Annotated in this window: 26 protein-coding genes; 13 read left to right on the top strand and 13 right to left on the bottom strand. The window is 63.8% G+C overall.

Annotated elements, in window-relative coordinates; translation table 11 throughout:
* Positions 1-29: 29 nt before the first annotated feature.
* From dnaJ to NKJ89_RS33010, 8 genes are all read left to right on the top strand, one after another.
* Positions 30-1,160: a molecular chaperone DnaJ gene (dnaJ, locus tag NKJ89_RS33045; RefSeq protein ID WP_352486114.1), complete on the top strand. Its 1,131-nt coding sequence runs from the start codon at positions 30-32 to the stop codon at positions 1,158-1,160.
* A gap of 170 nt (positions 1,161-1,330) precedes the next feature.
* Entirely contained in the window at positions 1,331-1,933 is a 603-nt protein-coding gene (gene pmtA / locus NKJ89_RS33040; protein ID WP_352608667.1) for a phospholipid N-methyltransferase PmtA, read from the top strand.
* 220 nt (positions 1,934-2,153) lie between these two features.
* Positions 2,154-2,750, top strand: a complete 597-nt coding sequence (locus tag NKJ89_RS33035) for an NADPH-dependent FMN reductase (RefSeq protein WP_352608666.1) — start codon at positions 2,154-2,156, stop codon at positions 2,748-2,750.
* The gene (gene pyrF, locus NKJ89_RS33030; RefSeq protein WP_352608665.1) at positions 2,747-3,445 is read left to right on the top strand and encodes an orotidine-5'-phosphate decarboxylase; all 699 of its coding nucleotides are present in this window, start codon (positions 2,747-2,749) and stop codon (positions 3,443-3,445) included. The genes NKJ89_RS33035 and pyrF overlap by 4 nt, the downstream gene beginning before the upstream one ends.
* 28 nt (positions 3,446-3,473) lie before the next feature.
* Positions 3,474-3,761, top strand: coding sequence for a DUF1330 domain-containing protein (locus NKJ89_RS33025; RefSeq protein ID WP_352608664.1), 288 nt, complete (start codon positions 3,474-3,476; stop codon positions 3,759-3,761).
* A 457-nt stretch (positions 3,762-4,218) separates the two neighbouring features.
* Positions 4,219-4,539, top strand: coding sequence for an ArsR/SmtB family transcription factor (locus NKJ89_RS33020; RefSeq protein ID WP_352608663.1), 321 nt, complete (start codon positions 4,219-4,221; stop codon positions 4,537-4,539).
* Positions 4,536-5,000, top strand: a complete 465-nt coding sequence (locus tag NKJ89_RS33015) for an SRPBCC family protein (RefSeq protein WP_352608662.1) — start codon at positions 4,536-4,538, stop codon at positions 4,998-5,000. Before NKJ89_RS33020 ends, NKJ89_RS33015 begins: the two co-directional genes overlap by 4 nt.
* A 44-nt stretch (positions 5,001-5,044) precedes the next feature.
* A complete protein-coding gene (locus tag NKJ89_RS33010; RefSeq protein WP_352608661.1) occupies positions 5,045-5,455 on the top strand; it encodes a GFA family protein in 411 nt (136 codons plus the stop codon).
* 49 nt (positions 5,456-5,504) lie between these two features.
* Here NKJ89_RS33010 and NKJ89_RS33005 read toward each other — a convergent pair whose 3' ends face one another.
* The 6 genes from NKJ89_RS33005 to NKJ89_RS32980 all read right to left on the bottom strand — a co-directional run bounded on the left by NKJ89_RS33005 (position 5,505) and on the right by NKJ89_RS32980 (position 11,499).
* Positions 5,505-6,563, bottom strand: a complete 1,059-nt coding sequence (locus NKJ89_RS33005) for a D-alanine--D-alanine ligase family protein (protein WP_352608660.1) — start codon at positions 6,561-6,563, stop codon at positions 5,505-5,507.
* Positions 6,564-6,685: 122 nt separating this feature from the next.
* A complete protein-coding gene (locus NKJ89_RS33000) occupies positions 6,686-7,561 on the bottom strand; it encodes an SMP-30/gluconolactonase/LRE family protein (RefSeq protein WP_352608659.1) in 876 nt (291 codons plus the stop codon).
* A complete protein-coding gene (locus tag NKJ89_RS32995; RefSeq protein WP_352608658.1) occupies positions 7,561-8,202 on the bottom strand; it encodes a 2-dehydro-3-deoxy-6-phosphogalactonate aldolase in 642 nt (213 codons plus the stop codon). The genes NKJ89_RS33000 and NKJ89_RS32995 overlap by 1 nt, the downstream gene beginning before the upstream one ends.
* Positions 8,199-9,152 carry a 2-dehydro-3-deoxygalactonokinase gene (locus tag NKJ89_RS32990; protein WP_352608657.1) on the bottom strand — a complete coding sequence of 318 codons (954 nt, stop codon included), beginning with the start codon at positions 9,150-9,152 and terminating at the stop codon, positions 8,199-8,201. Before NKJ89_RS32990 ends, NKJ89_RS32995 begins: the two co-directional genes overlap by 4 nt.
* The gene (locus NKJ89_RS32985) at positions 9,149-9,916 is read right to left on the bottom strand and encodes an SDR family NAD(P)-dependent oxidoreductase (RefSeq protein ID WP_352608656.1); all 768 of its coding nucleotides are present in this window, start codon (positions 9,914-9,916) and stop codon (positions 9,149-9,151) included. Before NKJ89_RS32985 ends, NKJ89_RS32990 begins: the two co-directional genes overlap by 4 nt.
* 233 nt (positions 9,917-10,149) lie before the next feature.
* Positions 10,150-11,499, bottom strand: coding sequence for a putative bifunctional diguanylate cyclase/phosphodiesterase (locus NKJ89_RS32980; RefSeq protein ID WP_352608655.1), 1,350 nt, complete (start codon positions 11,497-11,499; stop codon positions 10,150-10,152).
* 336 nt (positions 11,500-11,835) lie between these two features.
* On the opposite strand from NKJ89_RS32980, the gene gshB reads away from it, so the two are divergent.
* The 4 genes from gshB (at position 11,836) to NKJ89_RS32960 (ending at position 15,096) form a co-directional block, all read left to right on the top strand.
* Positions 11,836-12,777 carry a glutathione synthase gene (gene gshB, locus NKJ89_RS32975; protein ID WP_352608654.1) on the top strand — a complete coding sequence of 314 codons (942 nt, stop codon included), beginning with the start codon at positions 11,836-11,838 and terminating at the stop codon, positions 12,775-12,777.
* A 177-nt stretch (positions 12,778-12,954) separates the two neighbouring features.
* The gene (locus tag NKJ89_RS32970) at positions 12,955-14,487 is read left to right on the top strand and encodes a YifB family Mg chelatase-like AAA ATPase (protein WP_352608653.1); all 1,533 of its coding nucleotides are present in this window, start codon (positions 12,955-12,957) and stop codon (positions 14,485-14,487) included.
* Positions 14,488-14,528: 41 nt separating this feature from the next.
* On the top strand, positions 14,529-14,891 hold the full coding sequence (locus NKJ89_RS32965) for a WYL domain-containing protein (RefSeq protein WP_352608671.1): 363 nt from the start codon (positions 14,529-14,531) through the stop codon (positions 14,889-14,891).
* Positions 14,812-15,096 (top strand): TfoX/Sxy family DNA transformation protein, encoded by a 285-nt coding sequence (locus NKJ89_RS32960; RefSeq protein WP_352608652.1) that lies wholly within the window; start codon positions 14,812-14,814, stop codon positions 15,094-15,096. The genes NKJ89_RS32965 and NKJ89_RS32960 overlap by 80 nt, the downstream gene beginning before the upstream one ends.
* 4 nt (positions 15,097-15,100) lie before the next feature.
* Here the strand turns inward: NKJ89_RS32960 and NKJ89_RS32955 are convergent, their stop codons facing one another.
* On the bottom strand, positions 15,101-15,331 hold the full coding sequence (locus NKJ89_RS32955; protein ID WP_352608651.1) for an exopolysaccharide production repressor protein: 231 nt from the start codon (positions 15,329-15,331) through the stop codon (positions 15,101-15,103).
* Between the two features lie 358 nt (positions 15,332-15,689).
* On the opposite strand from NKJ89_RS32955, the gene NKJ89_RS32950 reads away from it, so the two are divergent.
* Positions 15,690-16,229 (top strand): J domain-containing protein, encoded by a 540-nt coding sequence (locus tag NKJ89_RS32950; protein WP_023762635.1) that lies wholly within the window; start codon positions 15,690-15,692, stop codon positions 16,227-16,229.
* A gap of 78 nt (positions 16,230-16,307) precedes the next feature.
* Here NKJ89_RS32950 and NKJ89_RS32945 read toward each other — a convergent pair whose 3' ends face one another.
* From NKJ89_RS32945 to NKJ89_RS32920, 6 genes are all read right to left on the bottom strand, one after another.
* Positions 16,308-18,476 carry a malate synthase G gene (locus NKJ89_RS32945; RefSeq protein ID WP_352608650.1) on the bottom strand — a complete coding sequence of 723 codons (2,169 nt, stop codon included), beginning with the start codon at positions 18,474-18,476 and terminating at the stop codon, positions 16,308-16,310.
* Between the two features lie 263 nt (positions 18,477-18,739).
* Positions 18,740-20,782 carry a hydantoinase/oxoprolinase N-terminal domain-containing protein gene (locus NKJ89_RS32940; protein ID WP_352608649.1) on the bottom strand — a complete coding sequence of 681 codons (2,043 nt, stop codon included), beginning with the start codon at positions 20,780-20,782 and terminating at the stop codon, positions 18,740-18,742.
* Between the two features lie 224 nt (positions 20,783-21,006).
* Entirely contained in the window at positions 21,007-21,309 is a 303-nt protein-coding gene (locus tag NKJ89_RS32935) for a cupredoxin domain-containing protein (protein WP_352608648.1), read from the bottom strand.
* 57 nt (positions 21,310-21,366) lie between these two features.
* Complete coding sequence (locus NKJ89_RS32930) at positions 21,367-21,993, bottom strand: CDGSH iron-sulfur domain-containing protein (RefSeq protein ID WP_352608647.1); 627 nt, start codon at positions 21,991-21,993, stop codon at positions 21,367-21,369.
* A 108-nt stretch (positions 21,994-22,101) separates the two neighbouring features.
* Positions 22,102-22,473, bottom strand: coding sequence for a hypothetical protein (locus tag NKJ89_RS32925; protein WP_352486111.1), 372 nt, complete (start codon positions 22,471-22,473; stop codon positions 22,102-22,104).
* 124 nt (positions 22,474-22,597) lie between these two features.
* Positions 22,598-22,954 (bottom strand): hypothetical protein, encoded by a 357-nt coding sequence (locus tag NKJ89_RS32920; protein WP_502904194.1) that lies wholly within the window; start codon positions 22,952-22,954, stop codon positions 22,598-22,600.
* Between the last annotated feature and the right edge of the window lie 160 nt (positions 22,955-23,114).

Genomic DNA, 23,114 nt, shown 5'->3' with positions numbered 1-23,114 from the left:
GACGTTGAGCATCCGGACAGCGGGAAAAAATGAAAGCTGATTTCTACGAAACGCTGGGCGTCCAGAAAGGCGCCGACGAGAAGGAGCTCAAGAGCGCTTTCCGCAAGCTCGCAATGCAGTTCCATCCCGACCGCAACCCCGGCGATCATTCCTGCGAGCACAAGTTCAAGGAAATCAACGAAGCCTACGAGACGCTGAAGGACCCGCAGAAGCGGGCGGCCTATGACCGCTTCGGCCATGCGGCCTTCGAGCAAGGCGGCATGAATGGCGGCGCGCAAGGCTTCGGCGCCGGCGGCTTCGCCGACATTTTCGAGGATATTTTCGGCGACATGATGGGCGGGCGCCAGCGTCGCTCGTCGGGCGGGCGCGAGCGCGGCGCCGACCTGCGCTACAACATGGAAATCTCGCTGGAAGAGGCTTTCGCCGGCAAGACCGCCCAGATCCGCGTGCCGGCTTCGATCTCCTGCTCGGAATGCTCGGGCAGCGGCGCCAAGCCCGGCACCCAGCCCGTCACCTGCTCGATGTGCAACGGCCACGGCAAGGTGCGCGCCACGCAAGGCTTTTTCTCGATCGAGCGTACCTGCCCGCAATGCCAGGGGCGCGGGCAGACGATCAAGGACCCATGCCCGAAATGCGCCGGCCAGGGCCGCGTCACCGAGGAGCGTTCGCTGTCGGTCAACATCCCGGCCGGCATCGAGGACGGCACCCGCATCCGGCTTGCCAATGAAGGCGAGGCAGGCCTGCGCGGCGGGCCGTCGGGCGACCTCTATATTTTCCTGGCGGTCAAGCCGCACGAGTTCTTCCAGCGCGACGGCGCCGATCTCTATTGCAAGGTGCCGATCTCGATGACGACGGCCGCCCTTGGCGGCTCCTTCGAGGTGACGACGCTGGATGGCACGCAGACCAAGGTGAAAGTGCCGGAAGGCACCCAGAACGGACGCCAGTTCCGCCTCAAGGGCAAGGGCATGCCGGTGCTGCGCCAGCCCAATGTCGGCGACCTCTACATCCAGACCGCGGTCGAGACGCCGCAGAACCTGACCCGCCGCCAGCGCGAGTTGCTGGAGGAGTTCGAGCAGCTCTCCTCGCAGGACAATTCGCCCCAATCGAGCGGCTTTTTCGCCCGCATGAAGGATTTCTTCGAATCCTTCGGCGAGCATTGATGCAAGTCCCCCAGCGGCGGAAGCCGGTTTGGGCCGCGAAAATCCGTGACTCGCGCGTTGTTTTGAGACGCGACGAAAATTATCTTATCCACGACATGCGCCTGACCGCGCCTTGCCTTGCGCCGCTCAAGTGTTAAGTACCTTGAAGGGGAGCGCTGAGGAGAGCTTGCATGACACGTCCCGGACTGCGCAAGGCGCTTGCCGAAAAGTTCGACGACGAGCTCAAATTCTTCAAGGGCTGGATCGATAAGCCGAAGACGGTCGGCTCGATCGTGCCGACCAGTTCGATCACCGCCCGCAAGATGGCCTCGATCGTCAATCCGAAATCCGGCCTTCCGGTACTGGAAGTCGGTCCCGGCACCGGCGTCATCACCCGGGCTATCTTGGCCCAGGGCGTGCGGCCCGAAAATCTCTACGCGGTCGAATATTCCACCGATTTCGTGCGCCATTTGCGGCGGCTCTATCCCGGCGTCAACGTCATCGAGGGCGATGCCTTCAACCTCAACGCCACGCTTGGCGAGAAAAGCGGAATGATCTTTGATTCCGTCGTTTCCGGTGTGCCGTTGCTCAACTTTCCGGTCGCCCAGCGCATCGCCTATATCGAGAGCCTGCTCGACCGCATCCCGGCCGGACGGCCGATCGTGCAGCTGACCTATGGCCCGATGTCACCAATCCCGCCCGGCCGCGGCGACTACAGCGTCGAACATTTCCATTTCGTCATTCGCAACATCCCGCCGACGCAGCTGTGGATCTACCGGCGCGGAGCGCATTAGGTTCCTCGACGCACAATCGTTCGCGGTTCCTAGCGCTGGCTGCATACCTTGGCGATTGGCGGAAACATCTCTCACTTCGTCATCCACGGAGCGCAGCCACGCGGCGCAGACCCGAGGATGACGAAGTTCGGGGGCTTCTGCCAATCCCGACCGTTTTGTGGCCCCGATGCGTTGATTTGAGCCGTCCTTGGCTGTACCTGTCCGGGAACAAGGGTGGCCAATGGCAGTGATCCCGAAAATCCTCGTCTTCGCCGGCTCGGTGCGCAGCGGCGCCTATAGCGGCAGGACTGCCGACATGGCGCAAAAGGAACTTGCCATGCAGGGCGCCGAGGTGACCCGCATCTCGCTCGCAGACTATCCCCTGCCGATCCTCGACGAGGATCTGGAAAAGGAAAAGGGCGTTCCCGAAAACGCTGGCAAACTCGGCCGTCTCATCTTTTCCCATGACGGTCTGCTGATCGCCACGCCGGAATACAACGGCTCAATCCCGCCGCTGCTCAAGAACACGATCGACTGGGTGAGCAGGGTGCGCAGGGACGGTGGCCGGCCGGTGAGGCCGCTGGCCGGCAAAGTTGCCGGCCTCTGCTCGTCCTCCAAAGGACACTTTGCCGGCATCCGCTGCATCAACCATCTGCGCGCCGTGCTGGTGCGTTGCCAGATGGAGGTGGTGACGCCGGAATGCTCGGTGCCCGAGGGCGGCAGCGCCTTCGACGAGGATGGCCATTTCCGTGACGAAAGACTGCATAAATCGATGGAGCATCTATGCCGCACGCTGATCGAAACCTCGCGCATGCTGTCCACCCGGATCGAGGCATGATCGCCACGACGATGCAGGACCGGCTGATCGTCGGTCTCGATGTCCCCACCGTGAAGGAAGCCGAGCAGGCGGTGCGCGAACTCGACGGTGTCGTCTCGTTCTACAAGATCGGCTACCAGCTCGCCTTCGCCGGCGGGCTCGACTTCGCCAGGGAGCTGGCCAGCGGCGGAACCAGGGTCTTCCTCGATATGAAGCTGCTCGACATCGACCACACGGTGGCCAAGGGCGTCGAGAACATCGTTAAGATGGGCATGACCATGCTGACCATCCATGCCTATCCCAAGGCGATGGGGGCGGCGGTGGAAGCAGCGCGCGACAGCGACCTTTGCCTGCTTGCCGTCAGCGTGCTGACCTCGATGGACGAGCAGGACATGATCGACGCGGGCTACGAATATGACCCACACACACTGGTGCTGCGGCGCTCGGAACAGGCGCTGCATGCCGGCATGGGCGGCATCGTCTGCTCGGCGGCGGAGGCCGAGGCGGTGCGCCGCATCGTCGGGCCCGACATGGCGGTGGTGACGCCCGGCATCCGGCCGGCGGGCAGCGACCATGGCGACCAGAAGCGCGTGGTGACACCGGGACAGGCAATCCGCAACGGCGCCAGCCACCTCGTCGTCGGCCGGCCAATCGTCGCGGCAAGCGACCGGCGCGCAGCGGCCGAAGCTATCCTTGACGAAATGCGCTCGGCATAGTCCAAAAGAACGACTTCGGAGACAACAAATGCCCAAGGGATATTGGATCGCCCGCGTCGATGTGCGCGACGCCGAAGGCTACAAGGACTATGTCGCCGCCGCCAAGCCTGCCTTCGAGCGCTTCGGCGCGAAATTCCTGGCGCGGGGCGGCCAGCACGAAAAGGCCGAAGGGCCGGGCCGCGCGCGCAACGTCATCATCGAGTTCGAATCGCTCGCCGCCGCACATGATTGCTACCACTCGCCGGAATACCAGCGCGCCGTCGCCATCCGCCAAAAGGTCGCCGACGGCGAAATCGTGCTGGTCGAGGGCGCCTAAAATCCGCCTGGAGCAGTTTTGACGAATCGCGGGCGTGACGGACTGCATACCATGGCGCATGGCGCAAACGCCCAGCGCCTTCGTCATCCACGGGCGAAGCAAGGAGCGTAGCGACGCAGCGCAGACCCGAGGATGACGAAGTTGGGAGGCTTCGGCCAATCTCGAATGCTTATGATGGTCCACCAACGAACGATGAAATCTCGGCCGTCGATAGGCATCCTGTCAAATCCCTGCTGCAGCGCTAATAGCAGGACTTCAGACGAAATCCTGCAGGTTCACGTCCGCAGTTCGGCGCCGCTAAGCAGGGCACCGACATCAAGTACATGGCCGGCGCGGCCCATCGCGCAATCAACGTCCGAGTCCGAATAGCCGCATCCAATCTTGCGAGCCCGGATAATTGCCAGTTGACATGCAGGTATTTACCTGCCTATTGCTGTCTCACCACAGAGTGAGGTCGATGGACGCCGACAAGGTTTTCAAAGCGCTGGGCGACCCGACCCGCAGGAGGCTGCTTGACCTTCTGTGCGAGCAGAATGGGCAGACGCTCGGTCAGCTTTGCGAACACCTGGACATGGCACGGCAATCCGCCACCCAGCACCTCGACCTGCTGGAGGCGGCCAATCTGGTGAGCACGGTCAAGCGCGGCCGCGAAAAGCTGCATTTCATCAACCCGGTGCCGCTGCACGAAGTCTATGAGCGCTGGGTGCGGAAGTTCGAACGGCAGCGGCTCAGCCTGCTGCACGACCTGAAACAAGAACTCGAAGGAGACGACCAATGACCAGAGAGACGACCAGCTTTGTCTATGTGACCTATATCCGTTCGACACCGCAGAAGGTGTTCGAGGCCATAATCAAGCCCGAGATCGCAAGGCGCTACTGGGGCCACGAGAACGTCTCCGACTGGAAGACGGGTTCGAAATGGGAACATATCCGCGCCAATGACGAACGGACCCTCGAACTCGTCGGCAGGGTCGTCGAAATCACGCCGCCGACCCGTCTCGTCATCACCTGGGCGAACGCATCGCAGGCCGACGATCCGTCGAAGTACAGCCGGGTGACGTTCGGTATCGAGGAATACGACACCATGGTGCGGCTGACCGTCACCCATGACGAACTCGAAGCCGGCAGCGGCATGGCGAAAGGCATCAGCCAAGGTTGGCCGGCTGTGCTGTCCAGCCTGAAATCCTTCCTCGAAACCGGCAGCGGCATCGACATTTCCGCCAAGCCGAAATCGGCCTGATGCCGTTCGATGTCAAGCAGAACCAAAGCCAGTGGAGAATGACAATGGCCAAGCGCTATACCGGCGGCTGCGCATGCGGCGCGATCCGTTATGATACCAGCGGCGAGCCGATCTTCCAGAATCACTGCCAATGCAACGATTGCCAGAAGCGCAGCGGCACCGGCCACGGCTCCTATCTGACCTTCGGCCGGCGCGCCGATATGGCAATCATCGGCGAAGCCAGCACCTGGCGGGTGGTGGCCGCCAGCGGCAACGAAAAGATCCACGCCTTCTGCCCAACCTGCGGGACGCCGGTCTACCTGACATTCGTCGCCATGCCGGAGTTGATAGCGATCAGCGCCACCAGCCTTGACGACCCTGGCCAGTTCGATCCGCAGGTGGTCACCTACACGATCCGCGGCCATGACTGGGACAGGATGGATCCGTCTTTGCAAACGTTCGAGCGAATGCCGTAGGGGTTCAGGCTGAGTATCCGAACGACCGAATTCCAAGATTCGACCCGAACTAGGCGATCAGCCGGCTTGCCGCGGTTTCGGCCATGGCGTCGACGAGTTCGAGGTCCCATTGCTGGCGGCAATAGGCGCGGAAATCGAAGCAAGGCAGGCCGGGGCAGACCTCGAACTCGATGAGGTGGACGGTGTCGTCGGCCTCGACCCTGAGATCGATGGAAAACACGTCGCGCAGGCCGACCCCGCCTATCAACCGCTCGGCGATCGCGCGGATCCTGGCGTCGGCGACCGGCTGGGTGTCGGCAACCGCAATGAGTTCCGGTTCGGCATAATGTCCCGCCGCTTTCGCCGCCTCGCCGGTGTCGCCGTAGAGTGCCAGGCTGTCTGCCATGGTCTGGAAATCGGCGCCTGAATCGACAAAGGCGACGCCGAGCGCTTCGACCCCGGCGCCCGGCACCAGGCCGAGAAAACTTGCGCGCACATTGCGGCCGGCGACATAGGGCTGGACCACGACATCATCGCGATAGGCCGAAAAGACGCGCCGGCTAAGCTCCAGCGCATGGCCGAGGTCCGCCACACGCGAATCCGGCCAGATACCGATCTTGGCGCCGAGCCGGTTGGGCTTGACGAACCAGCCGGTGGCAGACGCCGGCGGCTCGACCAGCCATCTGCCGTCGCGCGCAAGCCCGGCCTGCGGCACTGGCAGGCCGAGCGCGCCAAGCACGGCGCCGGAGCGGAACTTGTCCTGGCAAAGCGCGAACAACGCATCGTCGGCGCCGATCGTCTTGAACCCGCCCAGTCTCGCCAAAGCGGGTGCCGCGCCGCCTCGGAAATAGGCGATGCCGTCGGTCAGCGTCCAGACCAGCGTCGTGCCGGGATCCTCGCCGGCGAGCACGCCTGCAGCCTCGTCAAGCGCCACCGGCGCGAAAGACAGGCCGCGTGCCTGGCAGGCGCGGCCGAGTGCTTCGAATTCAGTGGCGAGATCGGTCGACTGCGCCAGATAGGAGGCGATCTCAGCAGCCCGCTCCGGTGCATGACCATCGGCGACCAGACGATCGAAGCAGGCCCTTTCCGGCTCATGGACGAGGATCAGTCTTGGCTTGCGGCTCGGCATGAGATGAACGCTTCCCGGCGGTACGATCGCCTACCATCGCACGGTGAAGGCAATCGGCTCCCGCGAAACCGACACGGCGCGGGCGCCTGCGTGACAGCACACGGCCGACCGCAGAATGCAGTTCAGGCGATCAGCACACGCGGCTCGAAGCGGCCGTTGACGGGGATATCGAGCAGGAAGGTCATGCCCGCCTGCGGATCGAGCTGGCGCTGCTTCTCGTCCTTGCCCTTCCAGGCGGAAGTTACCGCCAGCCGGTCGGCGTTCTTGCCGACGAAGGCCGGACAGGATGGCTGCGTCACCGGCATCGGGATTTCGCGCAGCAGCGCGCCTTCAGGCGAATAGGCCTTGACCACCTTGCCGCCCCAGACGGCGTTCCACAGCACGCCGTCGCGGTCGACAACGGAGCCGTCGACATAGCCTTTGGACGAGCGGTGATCGACGAAGATTTTCGGCTCGCCGGCGGGCAGGCCGGTGATCGGGTCGCAGGCGACGCGCATCAGCAGGCCTGTCGCGGTGTCGGTGTAGTAGGCAAGCGCCCCATCCTCCGAAAAGCAGATCGAATTGGAGACGGTGATGTCCGAAAACAGCTTGCGCAACTCACCCTTGAAAAACCAATAGATCGAGCCCGCGCCCTTGCTCTCGTCCTTGGCCATCGTGCCGACCCAGAAGGCGCCGCAGGGATGGACGCGCGAATCGTTGGAGCGCGTGAGCGGATTGTCGGCCTCGACAGGCGTGTGCAGCGTCAGCGCGCCCGTCCCCACGTCGCGAACAAAAAGGCCGGTCTCGGTGGCGATCAGCTGGCGCTTGTCATCAATGACGGCGATTGCGCTCGCCATCTGGCCAAGCTCATGGATCTTCAGCGCGCCGGAGGCGACGCCTTGCTCCAGCAAAAGGCCGTTGACGATGTCGAACCAGAACAGCGCATCGGTGGCGGGATCATAGCTCGGCCCTTCGCCGAGCTGGCAGATGTGATTGGAGAAAACCGAAACCTCGCCCATCACGCGTCTCCGCCGAATGCTGCATCCCAGGCCGTCACCGCCGCCTGAGCCCGCGCGGCCACGTCGTCGACACTCATGCCCGGCTTGTACAGGCTGGAGCCCAACCCGAAGGCCGTCACGCCCGCCGCCTTGTAGCCGGCAAAATCTTTCTCAGAGACGCCGCCAACGGCGCCGACCACCGTTTGCGCCGGCAACACGGCGCGCATCGCCGAAATACCGGCAGCACCCAGCACGCTCGCCGGGAAGAACTTCAGCGCCGAAGCGCCGAGCCGGATCGCCCGGAAGGCCTCGGTCGGCGTGAACACGCCGGGCATGGTGACCATGCCATAGTGCATGGCGCGCGCCATCACCTCGGCATCGATGTTGGGGCTGACCAGCAGCCTCCCACCAGCCTTGTGCAAGCTGTCGACATCGGCTGGCGTCAGCACCGTGCCGGCGCCGACCAGGGCCGTTTTCGGAAGCGCTTCGACGATCCCGGCGATCGAGGAAAACGGCTCCGGTGAATTGAGCGGTACTTCGATCGCCTCGATGCCGGCGTCGAACAATGCCTGGCCGATGGCGATCGCCTCAGTCGGTTTCAGCCCACGCAGGATGGCGACCAAGCCACGCTTGAGCTTGGGAAAAGGTGCGGTCTGGCTCATGAGGCTGCTCCAATTCTGGCGATCATGCCGTTTTCGCGCGCCGCCTCGACGAGACCGGTACGCACCGCTTCGTCGGCATCGACGACCCGGACTGCAAGCCCGGCGAGGCCGAGCGCCTCACTGTAAAGCGCGGCAAGCGCGCCGGATGCCACCAGCACGACGGACTCCGCGCCGGCGCCGTGACGACGGCTGGCCGAGGCGATTTCGCCACCGATCAACAGCCCGGACAGGCAGGCGGCGGCATCGTCAGCTTTCAGATCCTGAAGCAGGCCCGCGGCGCGGATGGAAAACAGCCGCGAGGTGACATCGCCGCCTTCGGCCAATGCGGTTTCGCACCAGCGGCGGAAGAACGGATTGTCTGCCGTGACGGGCTTCGGATGTTCGCCAAGCGAATGGCGCAGGATCGAGTGCGCGGCAAGCACGGAAAACAGTTCGCCGGTCGGCCAGGTGCCAAAACCGGTGACAGCGCCGTCCTCGACCAGCACCCATTTTGAATGGGTGCCGGGCATGCAGACCAACTGGCGTCCCCTCGCCGGCAGGCCGGCGCCGGCAAGCTGGGTTTCCTCGCCGCGCATGACGTCGGGCGCATCGGCCAGCCGCTGGGCAAGGCCTGGAACGATGCGGATGTCGCGGCTCTGGCCGGGCACCTTGGCAGCGCCGCCGAGAATGGCACTGAGCGGCGCCGGCACCGTGACATAGGGCGCTTCGATCCAGCCTTGGCGGGAGCCGGCCATGCCGCAGATGATCACGGGCAGCGCCCCCGGCGCCGCCAAGGCCGCCAAATGCCCTTCGAGGATGGTCGAAAAGCCCTTTTGCTGGGCGGTGATCAGGCCATCGTCGCCGCGGCGTTCGGCTAGCACCTTGCCTTGTCCGTCGGCCAGCCAGACCCGCATGCGGGTCGTGCCCCAGTCGACGGCGGCGACCGCCGGTGCGTTGCTGGCTGGGCTCACAGGAAGCCTCCATCGACGATCAGCATCTGCGCGGTCAGCATGCGCGACGCGTCCGAGGCCAGGAACAGCACCGTGCCGACTATGTCGTCCGGCTGCATCACCTGCTTGATGCACTGCTTGGCGACATGGGCGGCAAGCGCCTGTTCGGTCACCCAGAGCTCCTTCTGCCGCTCTGTGATCACCCAGCCGGGCGCAATGGCGTTGACGCGGATGCCGTCGACGCCGAGCTTGCCCGCCAGCCCCTTGGTGAGGCCGAGGATGCCGGCCTTGGCGGCCGTGTAGGAGGGCATGTCGGGATGGTTGATCAGGTAGGATGTCGAGGTGAAGTTGATGATCGAGCCGCCGCCGGCACGCTTCATGCCCGGCGCCACCGCTTGCGCGGTGAAGAAATGCGGCCGTAGATTGATGGCCTGATTGTTGTCCCAGAACTCAACCGTCACGTCCTCGACGGCGTGGCGTTCGTCCCATGCGGCATTGTTAACCAGCACGGTGACATCGCCATGCGCCTCTGCCGCCCTAGCTGCCGAAGCCCGCAAGGCCTCGACGTCGCGCAGATCGGTCTTGAGATACAGCGGCCGCCGGCCGGACTCTTTCTCGATGCGGTCGGCAAGGAGCGTGCTTGGACCGTCGGCGATGTCGATGAAGGCGACATTGGCACCCTGGCGCACAAACCCCTCGGTCAGTGCCGCGCCAATTCCCGAGCCGCCGCCGGTGATCAGCACCGAAGCGCCTTCCAGGTCGGCAAAATTCGCCGATGGCATCATATCTTTTCTCTCCGAGCGCATGACCCCGAAAATCAGATCGATTTTCGGAAAGGGATCATGCGCAAATACAAAATGCTACGCGTCCTGAAGGACGCGCGGCGCTGAAGCCAGACCGGCGCGCATCCTAGCCACGCAAGTTGCGCGGGCAAGGGCGAACGGTCGGATTTTTGGGCTAATGTCAGACAAAACGACAATGCGCCGCACCGGATTGCGGATGGCTTGGAGATTGCCGGTCAGATCGCCTTGGCGCGCAGAGCGCCGCGGAAGGAATCGCGGAGATAGCCGAGCGTGGCGTCGGCATCGACCGGCTTGCCGAAAAGATAGCCCTGGCCGCCGGCGCAGCCGAACTGGACCAGGCGATCGGCCTGCGCTTCCTGCTCGATGCCTTCGGCGACGACGTCCATGCCGAGCCCCTCGCACATGGCGAGGATGGCGCGGATGATGTGTTCGGACGGGCGATCGTCGAGAATGGACGAGACGAAGGCGCGGTCGATCTTGAGCTTGTCGAAATGGAATTCGCGCAAGCGGCCGAGCGAGGACTGGCCGGTGCCGAAATCGTCGAGCGAGACGCGGATACCGACGCGGCGCAGGTCCTCGACGATCTGCGCGGCCGAGGCAGGATCGTTCATCAGGCCGGTCTCGGTGATCTCGATTTCCAGCCGGCGCGGATCGAAGCCGGTTCGCTCGAGGATCGCCAATATGTGCAGGCCGGTGTTCTGGTCGACGAGCTGCGAGGGCGACAGGTTGAACGACAGGAACAGGTCCTTCGGCCAGCTCCGGGCCGCCTCGGTCGCCTTGCGCAGCACCAGCTGCGACAGCGGGCCGATGATGCCGCGCTCCTCGGCGATGGGGATGAAGACGGTTGGCGGCACGGAGCCCAGGTCGCGATCGGTCCAGCGCGCCAGCGTCTCGAAGCCGATGGTGCGGCGCGTGTTGAGATCGACGATGGGCTGGAAATGCGGTTCCACCTCGCCGGCCGAGACAGCGCGGCGCAGCGCCTGTTCGATACGGGTGACGCGCTTGGCCGCTTCTTCCATCTCGCGGGTGTAGACGACGACGCGGCCGCGTCCGGATCGCTTGGCGTGGTAGAGCGCCGTCTCCGCCTTGTTGATGAGGATCTCGGTGGTCTCGTCGCCCGAAGAAAACAGCGAGCAGCCGACCGAGGCCGAGAGCCTGGCGGTGCGCTCGCCGACATCGTAGGGCGCCGACAGTATCTCGATCAGCATGCGCGACTTTTCAGCCGCCGCCTCCTCGCTGAACACCATCGGATAGAGAAAGGCGAATTCGTCGGCGCCGATGCGGCAGACCGTGGAGTAGCCGTCCATCGAGGCGCGTAGCCGCATCGCGACCTGGATCAGGATATCGTCACCGGCCTTGTGTCCGAACAGGTCGTTGATCGGCTTGAAGCCGTCGAGGTCGAGGATGCCGACGGTAAAAGGTGCGGGGTCGTCGGCACGGTCGCTGATCAGGCGATCGACCTTGTCGAAGAACCGGCGATGGTTGCCAAGCCCGGTCAACGGATCTGTGAATGCCAGATCCGTGCTCTCCCTGTTTGCCTGACCGGTGCCAAACGAAGTTTGCATCGGTGTCCCTGTTTTGTGACGTCGGAATTTATTGCGAGACTGGCAGCAAACCCTTTAGGAAACGTATCGCCAAATGGATTTTTCACGGGTAAAGCGCATCACCTTCGGGAAGGTCGACCTGGAACGTGTCAAGCCGTTGTTTTCACGCACAACTCCAGTCGTTTCCCGCCACTGGATGACCCGGCGCCTCGCCTTGTCTCCACATGGCCGGTAAGATCAATACCGGCCTGGCTTTGCGACTTGCTTATGCCAATCCTGGAATGTCGTGATTGGCAGACGGACAGTGAGCCTGTACAGGCAAGACAGTCGTCCCATCCGAGTCCGCCGGAGACCGCCATGAAGCTGAAAATCGCAGTCCAGATGGACCACATCTCCACCGTGTCGATCGCCGGCGACACCTCGTTCGCGATGTCGCTGGAAGCGCAGCGGCGCGGCCACCAGCTGTTCCACTACACGCCCGACCGGCTGTCGCTGCGCGACGGCAAGGTGTTTGCCCGCATCGAGGAAATGCAGGTGCGCGACGAGAAGGGCAGCCACTATTCGCTGGGCGAGAAGGTGCGCACCGATTTGTCGGAGATGGACGTGGTCCTGCTCAGGCAGGATCCGCCCTTCGACATGAACTACATCACCACCACGCATATCCTCGAGCGAATCCATCCGAAGACGTTGGTGGTCAACGACCCGGCCTGGGTGCGCAACAGCCCGGAAAAGATCTTCGTCACCGAGTTTCCCGACCTGATGCCGGACACGCTGATCACCAAGGACCCGCTGGAAGTGGCCGCCTTCCGCAAGGAGTTCGGCGACATCATCATCAAGCCGCTCTACGGCAATGGCGGCGCCGGCATCTTCCATCTGCACGAGGCCGACCGCAACCTTGCCTCGCTGCTCGAAATGTTCGGCCAGATGTTCCGCGAGCCCTATATCGTGCAGCGCTACCTGAAGGACGTGCGCAAGGGCGACAAGCGCATCATCCTGGTCGACGGCGAACCGGTCGGTGCCATCAACCGGGTGCCGGCCGAACACGATTCCCGCTCCAACATGCATGTCGGCGGCCGCGCCGAAAAGACCGAGCTGACGGCACGCGAGCGCGAGATCTGCGCCCGTATCGGGCCATCGCTGAAAGAGCGCGGCTTCATCCTCGTCGGCATCGATGTCATCGGCGACTACATGACCGAGATCAACGTGACCTCGCCGACCGGCGTGCGCGAAGTGCAGCGCTTCGGCGGCGCCGACATCGCCAGCCTGTTCTGGGACGCGATCGAGGACAAACGGAAGTAACCGTCTTCATTTCGTCTTAACTTGGCATTGCAACCGAGCTCTGTCCGGCTGCAACCTACGCGCTCATGCGTTCCTGTAATGTTCTTGATTTGGCCGGGAAATTGTGATTGTCTCGCCAAAGGGGCTCCAACGCCCTAATGGCGCGGGCTCGGGCAAGCCCACATTCGGGGTGGGCAAATGGTGGCGCGGGTTCGCACGGTCGCTTTCCAGGGCATCGAGGCCGTGCCGGTCGACGTGCAGGTGATGATCGCGCCCGGCAAGGTCAACATGCATATCGTCGGCCTTGGCGACAAGGCGGTGGCCGAAAGTCGAGAGCGGGTGCAGGCGGCGCTTCATGCATCGGGCCTGTCGATGCCGTCGAAGAAGGTCACCGTCAATCTGGCGCCCGCCGACCTGCCGAAGGAAGGCAGCCATTACGATCTGCCGATCGCGCTTGGCCTGATGGCGGCATTGGGCGCCATTCCGGGCGACATGCTGGCCGGCTATGTCGTGCTTGGCGAATTGTCGCTTGATGGCACGATTGCCGCAGTCGCCGGTGCCTTGCCAGCGGCCATCGCCGCCAATGCAGAGGGCAAGGGCCTCATCTGCCCGTTTGCCTGCGGGCCGGAAGCGGCCTGGGCGGGCAAGGAAATCGACATTCTGGCGCCGCGCAGCCTGATCGCCATCGCCAATCATTTTCGCGGCACGCAGGTGCTGTCGCGGCCGGAAGCCGGCATGCATGCCGCGGCGCGCGACCTGCCCGACCTTGCCGACATCAAGGGCCAGGAGACCGCCAAGCGGGCGCTGGAAGTGGCGGCCGCCGGTGGTCATAACCTTTTGATGATCGGCCCGCCCGGGTCGGGAAAATCGATGCTGGCGCAGCGGCTGCCGTCGATCCTGCCGCCGCTGGCGCCGAAGGAATTGCTTGAGGTCTCGATGATCGCCTCGGTGGCGGGCGAACTCGGCGAAGGCAAGTTGACCGACCGGCGGCCATTCCGCGCCCCGCACCATTCGGCTTCGATGGCGGCGATGGTCGGCGGTGGCGTACGTGCACGGCCGGGAGAAGTGTCGCTTGCCCATCACGGTGTGCTGTTTCTCGACGAGTTTCCCGAATTCACGCCGCAGACGCTCGATGCCTTGCGCCAGCCGCTCGAGACCGGCGACTGCATGATCGCGCGCGCCAATCATCGCGTGACTTATCCAGCGCGCATCCAACTGGTCGCGGCGATGAACCCCTGCCGCTGCGGCATGGCCGGCGAGCCGGGCTATCGCTGCCTGCGCGGCGAGCGTTGCCGCACCGACTACCAGGCGCGCATCTCGGGCCCGCTGCTCGACCGCATCGATCTCAGGATCGAGGTGCCGGCAGTGTCGGCCAGCGATCTGATCCGGCCCGACCGGGCGGAGAAAAGCGCCGAGGTGGCGCTGCGCGTGGCGCGCGCCCGCACCATCCAGCGCGAGCGCTTCGAACGGCTCGGCGCCACCCGCGCCACCACCAACGCGCATTGCTCGCCCTCGGTCATCGAGGAGATCGCCATGCCTGACGCCGCCGGCCTTTCTCTGCTCAAGGACGCCAGCGAGAAGCTCGCCTTTTCCGCCCGCGCCTATCACCGGGTGCTGAAGGTGGCGCGCACGCTGGCCGATCTCGACGCCAGCGAAACCGTCGGCCGCATCCACCTGGCGGAGGCAATTTCCTACCGCATGAGTTCGGAGCGCATGGCGCAGGCGGCTTGATGGGCAGGTGAGGCGGTGCGACGTGCGGGAAGATCCTCGTGATGGTCAGGAAGCGATGCGTTCCATATTGGATTAGATTACGCGACGGCCAGGATGAGCGACCGCCGGACGCCACCTGCGGGCAGCATACCGTTCGCCCGCTTCATCTGGAATTATGGGGACCGGTGTGGACACTGACCGCCTGGTGCGACCTTGGATTTGATCTCCGTGTCTTCCCCGTCGATTGGATTGAGCATCTTGAGCGTCAGAGAACCGCTTTCCCAGAGAAGGTGGCAAATCCCATAGGGACTATCTTGCGCACTGTGAGCGCGCCGGGGCCCAGCCATGAGCACTCGCATCGAAGACATGAGAAACCTCGGACCAGCTACGGCGCGGATGCTGGCGGAAATCGATGTTCTCTGTGAGGAGGATTTGCGGGGTCTAGGCGCGGTTGAGGCTTATCACCGTCTGAAGTTCCGGTTCGGACAGCACATAACGATCAACGCGCTCTATGCGATGGAGGCGGCGATCCGCGGTTGTGACTGGCGGGCGCTCGACAGCGGAACCAAGGAGCATCTGCGTCGGCAGGCTCGCTATGCAATCGCGCGGCAAGCCGACCCTGCCGAATGAGCATTCACATCAACGGTGACGTTGGGTCTGCCGGCGTCGCATGGGCGTCGGACACTTCCGGTGCTCGCCTGAATATCAAGTGAACCAGCAGGCCGACGTATCCCACCTGAAGTATGACCATTGCTAGAATGGCCCAACCGAACGCCACCCAGACCGATCCGGCTTCAATGTAGGCCCAGATCGCCACCGTGATCGTGGTGGCGGACATGCCCACCAGGAACTGCGGAAAATACATCGTTTTGCCACCCGCTTGACCAGCCGCTAGTTAAGTTTTCACTAATTTAGCTAAATTGCAAGCTTACAGGACCAAGCTGCGCGCCTCGTCACGATGGCCGATGCCTCGCCGGCTTCCGCGATCACGCCATAACGGGCCCCTTACAAATCGGCCATGTCTGCAGTGCGGCGGACCTGATTGTCCGCTTGGCCGGCGTCCGCATCACCCAACGGCCCCCACCGGACGGGCGTCGGCCATTTTTCTCGCCGCTTCACCGGAAGGATGGCCGTTATCGGCGCCCGACTAAGGTCTGGGCTGTTGCATTGGATGTTCCTTAGCTTAGACAATGCGAATATGATTGGGGTTGGGGGTGTCCGCAATGTTCATCGACTACTACGAAATCCTGGAAGTTAGCCCGAACGCCAATTCGGAAACGCTGGAGCGAATATTTCGCTATTTTGCGATGCGGTATCATCCAGACAATCAACAGACTGGCGATGAAACCCGCTTCAGCGAAATCGTAGAGGCGCACAATACGCTCAAGGATCCGGTAAAGCGCGCTCAATACGACATCGCGTACAGGGATAATGCCAGCCTTCGCCGTGAATTGACCGAGGAAGCAAGCAGCACCAAAGGCATTGAGCGGGATGTCGTGATCCAGGCCAAACTGCTCTCGCTGCTTTACGCGAAGCGCCGGCACGACGTCACCAATCCTGGGATCGGAGATGTAGAACTCGAACGCCTGTCAGGCTGCCCGCGAGAACACCTGGAATTTCATCTCTGGTACCTGAAAGCAAAAGGCTGGATAGCAAGAGTGGAAAATGGAACGATCGCGATTACGGTAGAAGGCGTCGATCGCGCCAACTCCGAACACCGTCGCGATCCCGTCGTTCGGCTCCTGGACCACAGAGCCTCCTGAGGCCTTGTCGCTGGCCGGAAACCCAGGTCGAAGATCAATCGCCCGATTCACGGCAGCGGACTGCCCGCTTGTGCCTGTTCAGCCTTGCTTCGCCTTCAGCTCCAGCCGGCGCGCGTGCAGTACCGGTTCGGTGTAGCCATTGGGCTGGACGCGGCCTTTGAAGACCAGGTCGCAGGCGGCTTGGAAGGCGATCGAGTTGTCGAAGTCGGCGGCCATCGGATGGTAGAGCGGGTCGCCTTCGTTCTGGCGATCGACGATCGCAGCCATGCGCTTCATCGTCGCCGTCACCTGGTCCTGTGTGCACACGCCGTGATGCAGCCAGTTGGCAATGTGCTGCGAAGAAATGCGCAGCGTGGCACGGTCTTCCATCAGGCCGACATCGTTGATGTCAGGCACTTTCGAACAGCCGACGCCCTGGTCGATCCAGCGCACGACGTAGCCGAGAATGCCTTGCGCGTTGTTGTCGAGTTCCTTCTGGATGTCTTCGGACGACCAGTTCGGCCGCACGGCGACCGGCACCGACAGGATATCGTCGAGCTTGGCCTTGGGACGGGTCTTGAGTGCTGCCTGCACGGCATGGACATCGACCTTGTGGTAGTGCGTGGCATGCAGCGTCGCCGCCGTCGGCGACGGCACCCAGGCGGTGTTGGCGCCGGCCTTGGGATGGGCGATCTTCTCGGCCAGCATAGCAGCCATCAAATCAGGCATCGCCCACATGCCCTTGCCGATCTGTGCATGGCCGGCCAACCCGCATTCGAGGCCGGTGTCGACATTCCAGGCCTCGTAGGCGGAAATCCACGCGGCCTGCTTCATGTCGCCCTTGCGGATCATCGGACCGGCTTCCATCGAGGTGTGGATCTCGTCGCCGGTGCGGTCGAGGAAGCCGGTGTTGATGAATACCACACGCTCTTTCGCGGCACGGATCGCTTCCTTGAGGTTGACGGTCGTGCGCCGCTCCTCGTCCATGATGCCCATCTTGATGGTGTTCTTGGTCATGCCGAGCAGGGCTTCGACACGGTCGAATATCTCGACGGCGAAGGCGATTTCCTCCGGCCCGTGCATCTTGGGCTTCACCACATACATAGAGCCGGCGCGGGAATTGGCGCGGCGGCCATTGGGTCCGACATCGTGCAGCGCGATCAGCGCCGTCAGCGCCGCATCCATGATGCCTTCCGGCACCTCGTTGCCGTCGCGGTCCGTTATCGCCCGATTGGTCATCAGGTGGCCGACATTCCTGACCAGCATCAGCGAGCGGCCGGGCACTGTCAGCGTGCCGCCGGTGGGCGCGGTGTAGGAGCGGTCGGGATTGAGCCTGCGGACAAAACTCTTGCCGCCCTTGGTGATCTCTTCCGCCAGATCGCCCTTCATCAGTCCGAGCCAGTTGCGGTAGACGACAACCTTGTCCTGCGCATCCACCGCCGCGACCGAATCCTCGCAATCCTGGATGGTGGTCAGCGCCGATTCCAGGATGACATCGGCGATCCCCGCCGGATCGGTGCGGCCGATCTGGTTGTTGCGGTCGATCACGATCTCGATGTGCAGGCCGTTCCTGACCAGCAGCACGGCATCTGGATTGGCGGCATCGCCGCGATAGCCGACGAATTGTTTCGGGTTGGCCAGCGTGGTCGAGCCGGCACCGGCGCCGAGCTTCAGCGCGCCATTGGCCACCGACAGGCCATTCACGCCTGCCCACTTGCCCGAGGTGAGCGGGGCAGCCTCGTCGAGAAAGCTCTTTGTCCAGGCGACGACCTTGGCGCCGCGCGCCGGGTTGAATTTGCCGCCCTTCTCGGCGCCGCCCGTCTCTGGGATCGCGTCGGTGCCATAGAGCGCGTCGTAGAGCGAACCCCAGCGCGCATTGGCGGCGTTCAGCGCATAACGCGCATTCATCACCGGCACGACCAGCTGCGGGCCGGCAACGACGGCGATTTCCGGGTCGACATTGTCGGTCGACACGCTGAAGGCCGGACCTTCGGGGAGGAGATAGCCGATTTCCCTGAGAAAGGTTTTGTAGGCCTCCAGGTCGACGGGCGCGCCGTTGTCCCGATACCAGCCGTCGAGCTTTTCCTGCATGGCGTCACGGTTTTCGAGCAGCGCCCGGTTCTTCGGCGCCAGATCGTGGACGATGGCTGAAAGCCCGTTCCAGAACGCCTCCGCTTCGATGCCGGTGCCGGGTAGTGCTTCCCTGGCTACGAACTCATGCAGCTCGCGGGCGATCCGCAATCCGGCGATCTCGATGCGATCGGTCATCAGGCTACTCCAGATGAAAGGCTTTGCGGGCCTTTGGCATGTCAGGTTTGCCGGGTCAATTCAGCTTAGGGTGAAGGTGGCGTATTTAGCGGCCGGTGACGCTGCCAATCTCCCCCCTCGAGGGAGATGGCCGCAAAGCGGCCAGAGGGGTCGGTCCGGCCGGGCTCGCTCCCCTGCGACGGAAGGAAGTTAGCGCTCTATGCGCGGCGACCCCCTCTGTCGCCTTCGGCGACATCTCCCCCTCAAGGGGGGAGATTACGCACTCACACCGCAATCCTTGGCCGGCCCGCGGCAACCGCCACCACATGGGCCTCGATGAACATGCGCTGGGCTTCGACTGTGGAAACGCGGAATTCGGTCGTGACATCAATCTCGGCGCTGTCGGTGCCGGCTTCCTTCGCGCGCCCCGCGACGATGGCGCGGACATCGGCTTCGGCCGCCGCGATCGCTGCCGCCTCGTCGAGGAAATCGCGCACGGTTTCACCCGAGGCAAGACGAAACAGCCCTTCCCTGGGCTGGCTGACCCGCGCCTCGGCCGATACCCTGACCTGGCCGACGACGGCGCCGAGCGCGTTGGCGACATCGGTATCCTCAGGCACCACGCAGTCATTGCCGATCAAGGGCGGCAGCCCGGCATAGTGCAGCGGCGCCGAGGCGCCGAGGCCGATGACCGGGCGGTCGAGTGCCACGCTCAGCCGGGCAATGCCGGGATGCGCGTCAACCGCGCGCTGCACCAGCGCGTGCGCCACCGTCGAGGCACCATCGAGCCCGTCCTCGGCAAAGGCGGTTTCGAGGATATATTCGGCCGACCAGCGGGTCAGCGTCACCAGCACCCGCTCCGAGATCACTTCGGGCGAAGCGGCGATGAACTGGCCACGGCCGTCGCGCTTGCGCGCGAACAGTTCGGCACCGAGACGCGCGGCAACCGGATCCCAGTTTGCCTGCTTGCCCAGCACATGGGCGGCATCCGAAGGGGTGAAGCCGGCGATATGCACCAGTCCGCGCGACACCAGCCGGTTGAGCGTTGCATTCTGCGCGTTCGACGTCAAAAGCCTGTCGATGGCGAGCGGCGTGGCACCGATCATCTCGTAAAGCCTGGCTTCGGCGCCGGTGAGACCGGCGGCGAGCCGGTCCGGCACGCCGGTGCGCACCGCGAAGCGGCCGTCCATGCGGCCGGGATTGGGCGCTCGCAGCTGGCGCTCCAGCTCCGATGTGATCGCGCTGCCATGCGCCATGCCGGCCAGCGCCAGTGGTACCAGGCGGCGCGGCCCGAGCAGGATCCTTGGGTTGAGGGCGCCATCTTCCAGCGTCACTTCGGAATCGCCACCGAGGCCGAAGGTGCGCATGGCGACAGCCTCGACCATGGTGCGGAAGCCGCCGACGGTGGCGCCTTCCGGATCGAGCCGCGGCCGGCCGCCATCGAGCACGGCGACGTCGGTGGTGGTGCCGCCGATATCGGACACCATCGCATTGTCGAGCCCGGTCATGTGGCGGGCGCCCACCAGGCTGGCGGCCGGGCCGGACAGGATGGTCTCGATCGGCCGCTGGCGGGCGAACGCTGCCGAAACCAGCGCGCCGTCGCCACGCACCACCATCAGGGGCGCAGCGATGTTGCGCTGCTCGAGGAAGCCTTCGGTCGCCGCCACCAGCCGGTCGATCATCGAGATCAGCCTGGCGTTGAGCAGCGTCGTCAGCGCCCGGCGCGGGCCGCCGAGCTTGGCAGACAGTTCGTGGCTCGATGTGACCGGCAGGCCGGTCGTTTCGCGGATCAGCTCGCGGGCGGCGATCTCATGCGCCGGATTGCGGGTGGCGAAATAGGCGCAGACGGCAAAGCCGGAGACCGAGGCGCCCAGTTCCGGCAGCGCCGCCTCCAGTCCGGACAGATCGAGCTTGGCGGCATTGCCGTGCACGTCGTGGCCGCCCGGACAAAACACCACCGGGTCGGTGCCGAGTGCGACTTTCAGTCCGTCGCGGGCGAGGTCTCCCTCGGAAAAGCCGATCATCACCAGCGCGACGCGGCCGCCCTGGCCCTCGACCAGCGCGTTGGTGGCCAGCGTCGTCGACATCGAAACCAGTTTGATGGCGGCGGGATCGGTGCCGGCCTTCTGCAACACCGCATCGACGGCGCCGGAAATGCCGACGGCGAGATCATGCCTGGTGGTCAGCGCCTTGGCCTTGGCCAGCACCTTGCCCTTGTTGGGCTCCTCTTGCTTGCCTTCCGTCTCGGACCATAGCACGGCATCGGTATAGGTTCCGCCGGTGTCGATCCCTAGGAATAGCGGCTTTGGCTTGATCTTGGCGGTCATCGTTTGGCGGCAGTCCGGCTGGCGAATTTATCTGCCCCTGCCCTTAGCCGATACAGGCCGGGCGATAAAGCCGCGACCGCTGGGCCAACACGCGATGGCCGTGATGAGGACTTGATCTCCCCCTCCGGGAGAGATCGCCAGCTTTGGCCGCAACGCTAGCGACCATCTCCCGCCGGCGCCAAAAGTCTTCGCGCCATGCCGAAAGAAAGTCTAGCGAGATGCCGCTATTTCGCCGCGACAGTGCCGTTCATCGAGCTATGGATCGCACAATGGAACGGGTGTGCGCCGGCAGCTGATATCTTGACCTTGGCGCTCTTGCCGGTGGCGAGATGGCCGGTGTCGAAGGAGCCGTCAAGTGCGGTGGCGGTGTGCGTCATCGGATCGGCATTGGTGAAAGTGATGGTATCGCCGACGGCGACCGAGATTTTCGACGGGTTGAATTTCATGCCCTTGATCTGGACCGCATGATTGGCTGCGTAAGCGGGCATGGCAAAGGCAAGCAGGGCGAGTACGAGCATAGTGCGCATGATGGATTCCTCCTGAGCGCGGACCCTCATCCTACACTAACGCTGCCGAACTGTCTTTCATGCCACGAAGCCGATCTTTTTATGCGTACCGTCGCAAAACGGCTTGTTGGCGGAATGGCCACAGCGGCAGAGGAAGGTACGTTGCGTACGATCGACTGTGTGGCCAGTGCCGGTGACGATCTCGACATTGCCTTCGAGCTTGAGCGGGCCGTTGGTGGTCGGTGTCACCGTCAGCGGGCCGTTCCTTGCCTCCAGCGCCGGCGTGTCCTTCAGCGGCGGCTCGCCGGTGGCGGCAAAACCTGATTTGGTGTGGCTGCCGTCGCAGAACGGCTTGTTTTCGGAAGCGCCGCAGCGGCACAGCGTGGCGCGGTAAATCGTTTCGCCGTCGAGCACGATCTCGGCATGCACCGCCAGCGGGCCGTTTTCTCGCAGCCGCACGGTGTTGACCACCGGCGGCTGCTCCTGCGGCCCGCCATCCTTCCTGATGTAGGTGATGGCGCCCGAGGGGCAGCTTTCGGCGATGGCGACGATCTTCTCGACGCTTGCCGCCTCGGGATGAATCCACTGGCCCGGAGCGTTGGGCACGAAGACATGTGGATCGCCAAGCACGCAGTTTCGCGAATGGATGCAGCGCCTGCCGGAAAACCCGACGTCGATCTTGTCGCCTTCGACCATACCGGCCATTGCCGTGCTCCTTCTGCCTGGCGCGCGTCGCGTCAACCAACGCGGCGCGCCCTGGGTATTCGCGCAGGCTAGGGGTTCGGCAGGATAACCGTCAAGCTGGCAACCCGGTCAGGGGACCAGGTCGATCTCCTCGGTTTCGCCGCCGTTGCAGGTATAGCAGCAATCCTCGCATTTTTCCTTGTTGCCGGGGCCGACACCCCAATAGGTCCCTTCGTCGCCATCGACCCAGGCGCCGTAGCAGATCGATTCGCCGGCGTTGCAGGATATCGGCAGCTGCTTGGTCTCGCCGTCATCGAGGTAGAAATCCTTGTCGTTACCCGGCCAGACATAGTCACGGTCCTGGCTGTAGAGTTCGACGCGCATGGCATTGGGATGGCCGTTCTTGATGGAAAAGGTGACGTCGTCGGCATGTGCCGCCGGCGCGAACGCCATGACGAGAGAAAGCGCGACCAACGTGCGGCGCGCGTAGGTGTAAAGCATGGTAACCCCCTGAAGTAGCGGCCCATCCGGCCGCGCGGCGACCATCGCATGCTGCGGTGAATCGCTAAAGGGATGATTGCAACAATTCCCGAACTGATTTTGGGGATATCGGCGTGCGTCTCCCCTATGGCACCAGATCGATCGTCTCGGTCGAGTGCTCCACGCAGATGAAGCAGCAGGTGTCGCAGGGCTGGTCATTGTCCGGTCCGACGCCGGCGGAAATGCTGTCGTTGCCATCGACCCAGGCGCCGTAACAGATGTGTTCGCCCTGATTGCACGAGAGCGGCACGGATTTCTGCGAACCGGGGTCGATCAGGAACACCTTGTCGTTGCCCGGCCAAACCGTTTCGCGGTCGCGGCTGAACAGCTCGACCGCAACCGCTTCCTTGCGCAGGTTCTTGATGAAGAAGGCCATGTCGGCGGCCTGCGCCGGGGTGGTGAAGACCAAGACCGCAAGCACAGCCATGCGAAACAGCGTCACGGTCTCGATCTCCCGAATCATCGCGGCAGAATCGCATGCCCGCCTGGAACTGGGAAGACGCGGCGCCGACGATCTCAGGGCGAAATCATGAATCGTTAACCTGCAAGGACGGCTTGGCGGTAGGTCGGGTTCATGAGGGCTTTGAGGCGCTTGCGCTTGA

It is taken from the genome of Mesorhizobium sp. M0047 (assembly GCF_040323315.1).
In the GTDB taxonomy this organism is placed as follows: Bacteria; Pseudomonadota; Alphaproteobacteria; order Rhizobiales; family Rhizobiaceae; genus Mesorhizobium.
The sequence above is the reverse complement of the archived record's forward strand: the minus strand, read 5'-3'. Positions and strand labels throughout refer to the sequence as shown.